Source organism: Planococcus maritimus (assembly GCF_001687625.2).
Classification (GTDB): domain Bacteria; phylum Bacillota; class Bacilli; order Bacillales_A; family Planococcaceae; genus Planococcus; species Planococcus maritimus.
This window is the reverse complement of record NZ_CP016538.2, coordinates 754,592-766,786: the sequence shown is the minus strand read 5'-3', so window position 1 is coordinate 766,786 and position 12,195 is coordinate 754,592. Positions and strand designations below refer to the sequence as shown.

The window sequence follows — 12,195 nt, the reverse complement described above, 5'->3', positions numbered from 1 at the left end:
CTCATTATATACAAATAATAATTTTCTTTAAAAAAATATAAAATTTTGAATTTGATAGAAGTAATATCATCATTAATTTACCTCATCAAAAAGAACAACAAGCTCTCCTGGGTGGAAAGCTCATTGTTCCCTAGCCTTATTTCCGGTAATTTAATTGCTTAGAAACGATGCGCATGAATTCATCGAAAGTCGCGGAGTACCGATTCCACTGATGGTACCATTTGCGGATCGTGTCGAGCAGCCAGAACGGCACCGGTTTACCATCGATGATCGGGTAATATTCCACATAAGCTTTTTTTAAATGCTCCCAACGGAAATCGTTGCCAGGCTGGATGTATTCGGAGACATCGAGCAGCTTTGCACGGCCATTTTGCAAGATGATGTTCTTTAAATGAATGTCCCGGGGGTTGAGTCCGATTTCGCGGATATAGTCGCGCGCTTTTTCCACGTCGTCAATTGCTTGCTCCGGCACAAAAATGCCTTGCAACAGGCAGTCGAATAAAGTTGGGCCTTGTTCGAATCTCAACACAAGCAAGCGCTCGTCTCTGCCGTAGCAAGTCGAGAAATAAGCGGAGTCCCCAATTTGTCTGTAAACCGCCGCTTCCGCTTCGAGCTTGTCGCTTTTGCCTTCTGCGTATACTTTGAACGCGTACTCTGGAAATTTCTCAGCTTGAAACACCGCTGCGTCCGTACCGACACCGATGCAGCGAAATCCATCTGCCGTCCCCGTTATCGTTACCGGTTCGTTATTGGGATGTGCTGTCACATTTACCGCCGCTAAAGCTTGAGCCGCCAATTGCCATCGCTCATCGTTCATGCCCATCTCTCCTCTGGTCTGTAGAGCTTCGTTCCATTAAAATAACGAACTGCCCCTACTCGAGGTTCCTCTCCGTCATAGCATTTGCGTGTTCAATTAAGCTCCTGGCTTCATTTCCTGCCGGTTGACCCATTCGCGGACAGTCTCGACATACGCTTCAGGTTCTTCGATAGACGGCATATGCGAGCTATTTTCGAACACGTGGAATTCGGCATCCGGCACGAGACTTGCATAATGTTCTGTTGCTTCAGGCGTCGCTTCGTCGTAGCGCCCGCACGTAAATAAAGACGGAATGTCGATTTCAGGCAGGCGCCCGGTCGCATCGAACTGCTTCAAGGTGCCGGTAACCGTGAATTCTGATGCTCCCCACATATGATTATAAACCTGAGGGTTCAGCTGCTCGAGATCCTCCGACAGCTCGTTTGGCCAAGGATCGACGCGGCACATATGCGTTTTGTAATATGCCATCATCGCTTCCTGGTAATCTTCTGAATCAGTCGTTCCTTGGTTTTCATGTTCCTCAATCGTCTGTTGCACATGTGCCGGGAATTGTTTCAAATAAGCACGCTGGTCCCGCTCCCAGCGCTGCGCTTCGAGCGCGGGTCCGGAAAACAAGACACTGCGCACGCCGCCAGGCTTTGTAAATAGATACGAAGCAGCGAGCATCGTCCCCCAGGAATGCCCAAGCAAATGGACTTCTTCTAACTCGAGTGCTTGGATCACTTGGCCGAGCTCTTCGACGTAGCGGTCCACTGTCCAAAGAGACCGATCTTCCGGCCGCTCCGATTTGCCGCAGCCCAGCTGGTCGTATTGGATGATCGGCCGTTCTGCGCCCAGCTGTCGAAGTGGGTCGCTGTCGTTGCTTTTCATTCCCGGCCCGCCGTGCAAAAGTAAAAGCGGGATGCCGGGGCCGGTGCCCGTGATCCGGTACCAGACCTTGCCCCCAGTGACGGGAATGAAGCCTTCTTTTACATCTTTCATGGATGACGCCTCCTTAACTTTTCAGCTACCTACCATTTCTTCATTTATTGAAATTCCCCTTTAAAATTTCTTATTCGGCAAAGTTTACTGGAATTGGTCTCGCACATAAAAAAACCGCCAATCTCGTAAGAATGGCGATTTTTCAGCTCGTTGAAGAAGTCTATGATTCGTTATTAAATACGAGAGAAAACATCTCTTTCTACATTCAACAATCAAAGATCTATCTAAGTATTTGAAGAAGCGTTCGCTCGACTCCTGTGGGATTAGCGGGTTTGAGAGACCCCGCAAGAAGCGTAGCGAATGAGGAGGCTCGATTCCCGCCCCACGGAAAGCGAGCGATAAGCTTCGGAAAATACGGTTGTTAGAGTTTCTCGAAAGCTTAAAAAACCGCCATTCTCGTAAGAATGGCGGTTTTTCGGACTTTCAGTGATAACGCTTATTCCTCTTCCAGCAAACCACTTTCCACTAGCCAGTCATAGGCAACAACCGATACACTCTGGCCTTCGATATCTACCAGGTAGTTCAGCTCGCGCATAATATTGCTGTCGAGTCTATCGGCTAAGCGGGCTGTGATTTCTTCGATTTCCGGATACTCTTCGAACACTTCCTCGTTAATCGTTACCGCTATCCGGTAAGGCGGGAAAAAGCGTTCATCATCTTCTAGCACGACGAGGTCGTAACTTCTGATGGTGGCATCCGTTTCGAAAGCCACCGAAACGTCTACTTGCTCGTTATCGAGCGAACGCTGCGTTAAGCCCAAGTCCATTTGCTTAACTTGCCCGGAGCCGAAACTAAATCCATACGTTTCTTCTACTCCCGGAAGGCCGTCCGAACGATTGGCAAATTCTGCATCGGCCGCCATTGTAAGCTCGCCTGGATTGTCATTAATGTAATCAGCCAAATCACTGATTGAGGTAATGCCGAGTTCTTCCGACCGTTCGCTGGTCATCGCAAGCGCATAGGTGTTGTTGACTTCCGACATGTTCATCCAGTGGATGTTGTTTTCACTGTCGAGTTCTTTGACCCGATCAAAAGCCGCTTCCGGGTCCGAAATGGATTCTTCTCCCATATACGTGATGAGGGCGGTTCCCGTGTATTCCCACATCATGTCCACTTGTCCATTGATGAGTGCGGAACGGACGACACTGCTTCCGAGATTGTTCATTTGATTGACTTTAAATCCTTCTTCCACCAATAAGAACGCCGTCATCTCGGACAATAAATACTGTTCGGTGAAGTTTTTGCCCCCGACGGTCACTTCTTTTCCTGTCACGCCCGAACAAGCGGACAGGATCAGCGCAATGACCAGCAAGGGGATAAGTTTGAGTGAGTTAATCACAAATTCCGATACCTCCTATTCGCTAAGCTTTCTCAACACGCCTTGACCCTTTCGGCACGACGATATATTCCACTTTGCGCAGGATATAATCAGCAAGAATCGCCAATAGCGTCACCGGGATCGCTCCTGAAATAAGGAAGCCGTTGTCAAACAAATTGATGCCGGTGAAAATCCATACGCCTAGGCCACCCGCTCCGACCACATAGGCAAGAGCCGCTGTCCCGATATTCAAGACGACAGCCGTGCGAATGCCGGCTAGAATTGAGTAAGCGGAGTTGGGAAGCTCGATACGAAAGAGAATTTGGTGGGGTTTCATGCCCATTCCTTTCGCTGCATCGATCATGTTCTTATCGATCGAATCGATTCCTGCGACGGTGTTTCTGAAAATCGGCAAGATCGAATAAATAAACAGCGCAAACACCGCCGTCTGAAAGCCGATCCCTAAAATACTGATCATTAAGGCAAGTACGGCGAGACTTGGAATGGTTTGTCCCAAGTTTGCGATGTTGGAGAACACCCACTCCGCTTTTTTGAATTTCGGCCGGGTGATGAGAATGCCAGCCGGCACAGCGATTAAAATGGCTAGCAGTGAAGAAACCAGTACCAATACGACGTGCTGTCTCAATAACACTAAAAAGGTATCCGATTGGCTGAAAATATAATCAAAATAACTATTGGAAATCGCCCAGATGAAAAACGCGGCGACCGCTGCATAAAGCGCATACCTAACAATACTGCCTATTAATTTTTTACGTTTCACAGGATCACCCTTCCTGGGAGGCGGACATCTTCCCTTTAATTTCGTAATGCAAATATTTTTGGACCATATCAATGGTAATTGTCCCGATATTTTCATCCTGCTCATCTTTGACGATGACTTGATCCGCTTCTTGGTTCAATAGCATCGACAAGGTATTGCGCAGATCTTGGTGGACATGGATTGTTTTTGTATCTTGAATAGCTTCATCGACTGGCCCCAGCCCGATGACTTCACGTAAATTTTGAACTGTGTGCAAGCTTAGACCTTTTATCGCTCGGTCCTTTCCGAAAAACTGTGAAACAAATTCGTTCTTGGGATGCGCCAGCATTTCCGATGGCGTATCGAATTGCATGACTTTGCCGTCGCGCAACAGGACAATCTTGTCTGCCATTTTGATTGCCTCATCAATATCATGGCTGACAAACAAAATGGTCTTCTTGACTTCACGTTGAATCTGAAGGAATTCTTCCTGAATCTTATCGCGGATGATCGGGTCAAGCGCACCGAACGGTTCATCCATCAGCATGACCGGTGGATCTGCCGCAAGTGCCCGAACCACACCAATTCGTTGCTGCTGGCCGCCTGATAATTCATGCGGGTAGCGTTTGCCATAATCTTTAGGCTCCAAACCAATCAGCTTCATCAGGTACTCAAAGCGTTCACGCTTTTTCTTCTTGTTCCAGCCCAATAGGTCCGGGACAAGCATGACGTTTTCTTCAATGGTCATGTTCGGGAATAAGCCGTTGCTTTGAATGACGTAGCCGATTTTGCGTCTCAATTCGATCGGATCCAAGTCTTTCGAGTTTTCGCCGTTGATGACGATCTCGCCTTTTGTGATGGACTCAAGCTGGTTGACCATCCGAAGCAATGTCGTTTTCCCGCACCCTGAAGGACCGAGCAGCACGACGATTTTGCCTTCTTCCACCGTGAAGTCGACGTCATCGATCGCGGTTATTTTTTCGCCAAAGCTTTTTGTTACGTGATTAAATGAAATCATAGACTCACCTCTCTGCAGTTACTCCGCGATTACTTTTTTCGTAAAACGCTTTTGAATCAGTAGTAGAATGGCATCTGCAATGATCGCCAGTATCGCGACTGCGATAGATCCACTGATAATCAAGTAATTATCGTTCCGGCTGATGCCTTGTGTAATAAGTACGCCTAGGCCGCCTGCGCCGATATAAGCGGCGATGACAGCGATGCCGATATTCATGACCACCGCCGTGCGGACGCCTGCCATGATAACCGGCAAGGCATTTGGAATTTCAACGCGCAATAATCGTTGGCGGGTTTTCATGCCCATGCCGATTGCTGCATCACGCATTTCAGGATTGACGTTTTTAATGCCGGTATACGTATTGCGGATAATCGGCAATTGTGAATACAGCACGAGCGCCACAAAAGCCGGCACAAAGCCGATTCCCTGGTTGATCAGGGAGAAGATCGGAATCATTACCCCGAAGAGTGCGATACTCGGGATGGTTAATGTAATAGAGGCGATTTGAAGAACTGTGTCTGCAAGGTATTGGTTCGTAGTTAAGTAAATACCAAGTGGAATGCCAATCAATAGTGCAACGAAAATAGCCAATGAAACGAGGATGGCGTGGTCAATCGTCAATTCCAAAATACGAGAAGAGTTTACTTCAAGAAAACGGGCCCACTTTTCCATCGAAACACCTCCCTTCTGTGAATAGGAAAAAATGAACAGGGCTGCCCATGCATTTTGCGCCTTCAATACATGCCGTTTTGCTGTAACCGGCTTCATTTCACCCGCCACGCAGAACGCCAAAAACCGCAAACTGCTCCAAAGACAGCCTTTCACCTGCTATAAGCATAACATGTATTTTTCCAATAAAATGATTTTTCAGGTATTTATCGCAATTTACTAAGGATAAAAGCAGCAAGAAAATAGCCAAAAACCGTTTGATGCCCCTCTATTTCCTCAAAAAGCACTGCACTTCCTTTTTTCTTCAGAATTAAAAAAACAAGCCGATATTTGATCATCATTCAAATACCGGCTTGCTTTTAGTTGTTCATGAATAGCCTTATTTTTCCCAGGCTTCAACTCCCGATCCTCAACGCCCGGCCTTTATGCTGCAGCACCGACAAAATGCTCATCGCCGCGAGCAAGCTCGTTTTCGGGTTCGCTGCCATCGGCTCATTTTCGACTTTCAGCTGCATCTTGCCAAAATCCCCTTGTGCTTCCACCGTATGCGTATTGCGCTCAATAGCGGGGTCGACGATGATGCGCACGGTCGTCTTATGCACCCCGATGCCTGCAATCGAAAGCACTAGGGCAATATTGATGTTTTTCGGGAATTTTCCTACCGCGTCAAATGCTGTGCCGTCGAACAATACTTGCTCTTGGCCTATTTCCATTCCAAGTGACTGCGGGGATTTTCTCGTCGTGAGCTGGACGGATTCCAACCCGCCGAGCGCATTTGCTGACTGCAAGACGTCCAAGCCGCCGATTGCGCCGGACGGCAAGTAGATAGTTGTACCGTTCGCTTCAGCCAGGCTTGTCAATTGCTCCAGCAGCGCCAAGTCTTTAAACACGCCAATGCTGCTGACGATGAGGTCTTTTTGCTGTTCAGCCACTTGTTTTACAAATAGGCTCGCTGCCTCCATCGTCACAGCTTCTACCACCGTATCGACCGATGCCGACAGGAACTCCTGAAAATCCGTATGGAAGTCGATGCCAAAACGTTTTTTCAAACGCGTGCCGGCTTCCACGTTGCGTCCAAAAACAGCAGTAATACGCCCCTCCGCCATGCGGTTTTCGTTCACTTGTTCAAGCAAATAGCTGGCAATATTGCCAGTTCCGATAATGCCGATATTCATGATGACCCCTCCCTTCAATTACTTGTTACTATTCTTTACCCTTAAATAGAAAAATGCCACATTCGAAATCTCAGGATTTCGAATGTGGCATGGATATCGCCTCTATCTCTATTGTTACGAAGCCGACCATACATCTTTTGCGAAGCGGCCGGATTGTTCTAGTTCTCCGAGCCACGCCAAGGCTTGATCGTGCGTTGCGCTATGCAATTGCTGATAGCTGCGGACCAAAGTCTCTTCTACAGCTGGCGCCATCTTGCCGCCATCGCCGCAGATGTACAAATGGCCGCCCTGTGCCAAGAGCTGAAGAATTTCCTGTGCGTTTTGTTCCATTAAATGCTGTACGTAAATCTTTTCTTGCTGCTGTCTCGAGAAGGCGCTGTGCAATTCGATCAAGCCAAGCTGCTCGGCTTGCTTCAATTCTTCTTCATATAGAAAATCTTCTTGTGCGTGGCGGCAGCCGAAATAAAGCTGCGCTGCACCAAGAGTCGCACCTTGTTCTTTCAAAGCGTGACGCGCTTGGATAAAGCCGCGGAAAGGTGCAATGCCTGTTCCTGGACCGACCATGACCAGCGGGGTCTCCGGGTCTTCCGGCAATTGGAAGGCCGTTTGTGGCGTACGGATAAAGCAGGCGAGTTGATCACCCGTCTCGCGCTTCGCCAAGTAATTGGACGCGACACCTTCGTATTCACCAGTACCGCTCCACGCAGCGCCTTTAACAACGCTAACCGTGATGCTTGCTTGTTCTGATGCACGCGGCGAGCTCGAAATCGAGTAATAGCGGGCTTTCAGTGCCGGCAATAACGACAAGAAGTTTTCGAATTCCATCTCGCATGACATAAAGCGCTCGAGCAGTTCAAGCATCGTCAAACGCTTCGCGAGCACTTCGCGTTTATATGTCTCATCTTCCACCAATCCTTCGAGTTCTTGCTTGTGTGGCGGGCACGGATTGCTTTTGGCGAGTTCGCGAAGTTGTGCGCGCGTCGCCGGTTCCTGTAATTCCACGTAGCTTGTGAGCAATTGGGCGAGCTGCACCGGCTGACCCGTCGGCAAATGATCGGACCGCCCTGAACTGCCCTCAAGGACAACATAGTTTTCGCCTTTCAAACCAAAACGATTCAAGACACGTTCCACCAGCTCATGCGAATTCTCCGGCAATACGCCGAGATGGTCGCCTTCTTGGTACACGGCCCCTTCAGGTAATTGAACCTCGATGTGGCGGGTGCTGCGCTCTTGTGTGTTCAACAGCTCTTCATTGCTGGAGACGACTGCCGTGAAAGCCTCGTATGCACGAGCAACCGGCGTATGGCTGACGCCGCTGATGAACTCCATCGACAATTGATTGCTCGCTTGTGCAGTTGTTTCTAAATCGAGCCCGAATCTCTCAGCTAATGCCGGCCACAAAGCTTGCTGCCATTTTTCGAGTTCGCCGTCAAAGTCTTCGCTGGCGTCGCCCTCGCCGCGTTCGATAAGCCGTGTAGCACCATTTGCTGATAATTGTTCATCGATGATGCCCGGCACTCGCTGATAAGTCGTCGCCCAGTTGCGGTCGCCACAGCCGAAGACACTATAGTTAACGCCTTGCAACTCGCTGTCCGTTTCGAGCCATTCCATAAAGCGCACTGCGTTGTCCGGCGGGTTGCCGTTATATGAGGCTGATACGATCACGACTGCCCCTTCAGCCGGCAAGTCCCCAGCATAGTCATCCAAGGCAGCAGCTTTTGAGTCAAAGCCTTTAAAGCGCGCTGTTTCCGCCAGTTCTCGCGCGACGCCTTGTGCAGTTCCGAGATTGGATCCGTATAGCACTAGGAGCGGTGTGCCGTGTGAATCGATTGCTTGCTGCTGTTCTTGCGCTGGTTCGGGTTCTTCCGCGACAGGTGCTTGGAACATCTGCACTTTTCGTCTCGGCTTCACTTTCATCGTCAATCCCTCAGGCTTAAAGGTCAAAGTTTCTTTGACGTCTAATTGGTAATCGGTGTGGTCGATCAATTCGAAATGCTGCAGTACCATGCCGAGCACAAGCACTGCTTCATGCAGCGCAAATTGCTGGCCGATGCAGGCGCGCTGGCCATTGCCGAACGGCTTGAACGCATGATGTGGGATTTTGGTCATGTCTTCAAAACGCTCCGGACGGAACTCCTCAGCATCTTGCCCCCAAACGCTCGTGTCGCGGTGGAGTTCAGGGATGAGTAAAGTGAACGCTTCGCCTTTTTCCACTTCGTACTTGCCGGCAAGCGTCGTATCTTCTTTCGCATAGACGGAAAATGCAGGTGCAGTCGGCCACAAACGCAGAGCTTCGTTCAAGATCATGCGCACGTATTTCAATTGCTTCACTTGTTTGAACGAAGGCGTTGCATCGCCAAGCACTTCATCCACTTCTGCATACGCTTTTTGCAATTTGTCCGGATGCTTCAATAGATACTGGATCGCGAATGACAACAAGCCGCTCGTCGTTTCGTGCCCCGCAATCAAGAACGTAATGATCTGGAAGCGAATGTTTTCATCATCCAAGGACTCGCCGGTTTCTGGATCTTTGCCTTTCAGCATATGTCCCAGTAAGTCGTCTTCCCCTTGGTCCCCCGCTTGTTTACGTTCTGCAATCAATTGGTCGACCAGATTGAACATATAATCGATATCTTCCTTGAATTGCTGCTTCGAGCGCACCATCAATTTGTCCTGGATGCCAAGACGCTGTGTTTGGCTCATCGATTCATCCAAAGCCCGCACCATCTTCTCGATAAACGGATGGGAATCCTCCCGGTAAAAGCTGTTGAAGCGGTAATTGAATCCGCACAAGCCGATCGTATCGAGCGTCAAACGCGTCATGTCATCCGGCACATCGATTTCCTCGTTTGGGTTGAGCCGCGCCCACTTTTGCACCAATTGCGACGCGAGGTCGATCATTTTCTCGTGATAGCCTTTCATCGCTTGCTGGCTGAAACTCGGCAACAAAATATTATGGGCTTTCTTCCAGTTCGGTTCTTCGGTTCCGCTCGTGAACAAACCGTCTCCGCCGAATGCGCGGACTTTTTGGAGAGCCGGCCCGATCTTTTTATCAAAGCGTGTCTCATCGCAAATTTCAGCTGCCAGTTCCGCACTCGACACGAATGTGCTAGCGCGTCCCGGAAAATGGAATTGGTAGATGGGCCCGAGTTCACGGGCTTGTTTCATAAACGACTGTACCGGCTTTTCTTTATCGATCAACGGCAAATTGCCTAGCGGGCCGTAAGTTTTCGGTTGTGGAAGATTTTTCATTTCGATCATGGATTAGCACCTCTTCTGTAAAATTAAAAGCGGAATGAATATTCATTCCTTTGAAATAAGAAAAAAACTGGCATCATCACGAATGATGACGCACAGCGTCCCAGCAGCTTTCTTCAACGCCTGTCAATAATTCTTCGGTCGCTTCAAGTTCGCCTGCCCGGACCAATTGGTAGAGCTGAAGAAAACTACCAAAAATAAGTGCAATCAAAGCCTTGGATGGCAGCTGGCGGATGTCGTTATGCTTCTTTCCTTCTTCGAAAAACGTCTCGAAGATCATCAGCAAGTCGCTAAACTGCTCGCGGCTGTTTGCGTCCAGAAAATAAGCGGATGTATGAGTTTTAATGAAATACAAAGCATGATCGTGCTCGTTCGTAAAACGGATCATCCCTTGAAATAAATGATGAAATTGCTCACGAATGTCCGCTTCCACGGGATAGTCTTTTTCCAGCGCCTCCCGGAACAGCGTTACATAATGTTGAAACAAAGTGTTCACAAGCATTTCCTTATTGTCGAAATAGCGGTAAATCGTTCCGGCCCCGACTTTTGCATCGGTCGCGATCATCGGAATCGTCGTCGCATCGAATCCGCGTTCGGCAAACAAAGTCAATGCGCTGCCAAGCACATCGTCTCGTTTAGTAGTAAGTGTCGGCATCTGAAAAATCTCTCCCTTCTGGTTGCGGAATGAACATTCATTCTCCGTCAGTTTACTCTTTCTTTTTTTGAAAATCAATGAATATCCTAGACGAATCCTACTTGCTTTTCGACCGCCTGCTTTCACGCCGTTAAAAACTTGCCGCTTGAAATGAAACGATTCCGTCGGCTTTCCGTATACTATAGTATCTAGTTAAAGGAGGAATCGTTCATGTCGAAGTATTCCATTAAGCAATTTGTCCAACAAACCAAGCAAGAAGAGAGCGCGCGCGACTTTTTCGAACTCGAAACGGACCGCCTGCTCGAAGTGAACTTGAACGGCCAAGTATGGGCCAAAGCGGGTTCGATGATTTCCTATGAAGGCAATATCAAATTCGAACGCGAAGGCATGCTCGAGCACGGTCTTGGGAAATTCGTCAAAAAAGCGCTCAGTGGAGAAGGCGCCCAATTGATGAAAGCAAATGGCCAAGGCAAACTTTACGTGGCGGACAGCGGCAAGAAAATCACCATCTTAGACCTTGAAGGCGAAAGCATTTTCATCAACGGCAACGATCTGCTGGCGTTTCAGGACGGACTCGACTGGGACATCAAATTGATGCGCCGCGTCGCCGGCATGATGGCGGGCGGACTTTTCAATGTGCGTCTCGAAGGCCAAGGCCTCGTCGCCTTCACGTCCCATTACGAACCGCTCACTTTGCTCGTTACGCCAGATACGCCAGTATTTACTGACCCGAACGCGACTGTCGCATGGTCAGGAAGCTTAGAACCTGATTTCATCACCGACGTGCAACTGAAAAGCTTTTTCGGCAGGGGCAGCGGGGAATCCGTACAGATGAAATTCTCCGGCAATGGCTTTGTCGTCGTTCAGCCTTACGAAGAAATCTACCACGCACCGCAAAGTTCATAACACCAGAATAATAACGGCCCCGCAGCGATTAGGAAATACTGAATCGCCGCGGGGCCGTTTGTGTTTAGAAGCTGATATTCCATTGTTGTTTTAATTGTTCTAATAAATTTTCCGGCGCGTCGTAGAGGAAATACGTAACGCCTTCCTGGTGCACTTGAATCGTCCCGTCTTTATAGAAATGAATCAAATACGTCGGGTCGCCCATGCGATCTGCTGCCGGCATATTGTAGAGCATCATCCGGTAACTGCCAGGCTGCTCAAGCAGCTCTTCACTCTCCTGCAATTCCGCTTCACTTGCTTGGATCAGCTCTGTTCCGTTCAAGCGATCGATCAATTCATCCGCTTTTTCCGGTCCTTCGATGAAAGTTTCTTCATAGCCAGCCGTTTGGCCAGAAGAATAGGTGCTAGAAACGAGTACGCCTTCGTATCCCCCGCGATGTTCGATCGTTAGCGTTTCCGGGCCGTCATCCTTGGCGCAAGCTGCCAATAAGGAAAGAAGGATCAATATAAATGGCACCGTTACTAATTTAGCCAAGCTTCTCATTTTTAGCCTCCAGTTCTTGTCATTAATCCCTATTATACCAAATGGTCAATTCGCAAAATCCATTTATGCACAAAAAAGGTTCCGGCTTGTAGGC

12 protein-coding genes are annotated in these 12,195 nt (G+C 48.7%); 1 reads left to right on the top strand and 11 read right to left on the bottom strand.

Annotation, left to right across the window (positions count from 1 at the left end; genetic code table 11):
* Positions 1-136 precede the first annotated feature (136 nt).
* The 10 genes from BBI11_RS03850 to BBI11_RS03810 all read right to left on the bottom strand — a co-directional run bounded on the left by BBI11_RS03850 (position 137) and on the right by BBI11_RS03810 (position 10,651).
* The gene (locus tag BBI11_RS03850) at positions 137-817 is read right to left on the bottom strand and encodes a protein kinase family protein (RefSeq protein ID WP_068460804.1); all 681 of its coding nucleotides are present in this window, start codon (positions 815-817) and stop codon (positions 137-139) included.
* A gap of 96 nt (positions 818-913) precedes the next feature.
* Positions 914-1,798: a proline iminopeptidase-family hydrolase gene (locus BBI11_RS03845; protein ID WP_068460803.1), complete on the bottom strand. Its 885-nt coding sequence runs from the start codon at positions 1,796-1,798 to the stop codon at positions 914-916.
* Between the two features lie 436 nt (positions 1,799-2,234).
* Positions 2,235-3,137 carry an ABC transporter substrate-binding protein gene (locus BBI11_RS03840; protein ID WP_068460801.1) on the bottom strand — a complete coding sequence of 301 codons (903 nt, stop codon included), beginning with the start codon at positions 3,135-3,137 and terminating at the stop codon, positions 2,235-2,237.
* A 22-nt stretch (positions 3,138-3,159) separates the two neighbouring features.
* Positions 3,160-3,897: an ABC transporter permease gene (locus tag BBI11_RS03835; RefSeq protein WP_068460799.1), complete on the bottom strand. Its 738-nt coding sequence runs from the start codon at positions 3,895-3,897 to the stop codon at positions 3,160-3,162.
* Positions 3,898-3,901: 4 nt separating this feature from the next.
* Complete coding sequence (locus BBI11_RS03830) at positions 3,902-4,894, bottom strand: ABC transporter ATP-binding protein (RefSeq protein WP_068460797.1); 993 nt, start codon at positions 4,892-4,894, stop codon at positions 3,902-3,904.
* Positions 4,895-4,912: 18 nt separating this feature from the next.
* Complete coding sequence (locus BBI11_RS03825; protein WP_068460795.1) at positions 4,913-5,566, bottom strand: ABC transporter permease; 654 nt, start codon at positions 5,564-5,566, stop codon at positions 4,913-4,915.
* Between the two features lie 203 nt (positions 5,567-5,769).
* Complete coding sequence (locus BBI11_RS16660) at positions 5,770-5,904, bottom strand: hypothetical protein (protein WP_257785560.1); 135 nt, start codon at positions 5,902-5,904, stop codon at positions 5,770-5,772.
* Positions 5,905-5,958: 54 nt separating this feature from the next.
* Positions 5,959-6,738: an aspartate dehydrogenase gene (gene nadX / locus BBI11_RS03820; RefSeq protein WP_068460793.1), complete on the bottom strand. Its 780-nt coding sequence runs from the start codon at positions 6,736-6,738 to the stop codon at positions 5,959-5,961.
* Positions 6,739-6,852: 114 nt separating this feature from the next.
* Positions 6,853-9,999, bottom strand: a complete 3,147-nt coding sequence (locus BBI11_RS03815) for a bifunctional cytochrome P450/NADPH--P450 reductase (protein WP_068460792.1) — start codon at positions 9,997-9,999, stop codon at positions 6,853-6,855.
* Positions 10,000-10,075: 76 nt separating this feature from the next.
* Positions 10,076-10,651, bottom strand: coding sequence for a TetR/AcrR family transcriptional regulator (locus BBI11_RS03810; RefSeq protein WP_068460788.1), 576 nt, complete (start codon positions 10,649-10,651; stop codon positions 10,076-10,078).
* A 210-nt stretch (positions 10,652-10,861) separates the two neighbouring features.
* Between BBI11_RS03810 and BBI11_RS03805 the strand changes: the two genes are divergently transcribed.
* Complete coding sequence (locus BBI11_RS03805) at positions 10,862-11,557, top strand: AIM24 family protein (protein WP_068460786.1); 696 nt, start codon at positions 10,862-10,864, stop codon at positions 11,555-11,557.
* Positions 11,558-11,621: 64 nt separating this feature from the next.
* Here the strand turns inward: BBI11_RS03805 and BBI11_RS03800 are convergent, their stop codons facing one another.
* Positions 11,622-12,092, bottom strand: coding sequence for a hypothetical protein (locus BBI11_RS03800; protein ID WP_208597170.1), 471 nt, complete (start codon positions 12,090-12,092; stop codon positions 11,622-11,624).
* Positions 12,093-12,195 lie beyond the last annotated feature (103 nt).

Excerpts from the sequence above, each read along its gene's own strand:
- nadX (WP_068460793.1), bottom strand. The coding sequence starts at position 6,738 with ATGAATATCGGCATTATCGGAACTGGCAATATTGCCAGCTATTTGCTT.
- BBI11_RS03810 (WP_068460788.1), bottom strand. The coding sequence starts at position 10,651 with ATGCCGACACTTACTACTAAACGAGACGATGTGCTTGGCAGCGCATTG.
- BBI11_RS03805 (WP_068460786.1), top strand. The coding sequence starts at position 10,862 with ATGTCGAAGTATTCCATTAAGCAATTTGTCCAACAAACCAAGCAAGAA.
- BBI11_RS03815 (WP_068460792.1), bottom strand. The coding sequence starts at position 9,999 with ATGATCGAAATGAAAAATCTTCCACAACCGAAAACTTACGGCCCGCTA.
- BBI11_RS03830 (WP_068460797.1), bottom strand. The coding sequence starts at position 4,894 with ATGATTTCATTTAATCACGTAACAAAAAGCTTTGGCGAAAAAATAACC.
- BBI11_RS16660 (WP_257785560.1), bottom strand. The coding sequence starts at position 5,904 with ATGATGATCAAATATCGGCTTGTTTTTTTAATTCTGAAGAAAAAAGGA.
- BBI11_RS03845 (WP_068460803.1), bottom strand. The coding sequence starts at position 1,798 with ATGAAAGATGTAAAAGAAGGCTTCATTCCCGTCACTGGGGGCAAGGTC.
- BBI11_RS03850 (WP_068460804.1), bottom strand. The coding sequence starts at position 817 with ATGAACGATGAGCGATGGCAATTGGCGGCTCAAGCTTTAGCGGCGGTA.
- BBI11_RS03825 (WP_068460795.1), bottom strand. The coding sequence starts at position 5,566 with ATGGAAAAGTGGGCCCGTTTTCTTGAAGTAAACTCTTCTCGTATTTTG.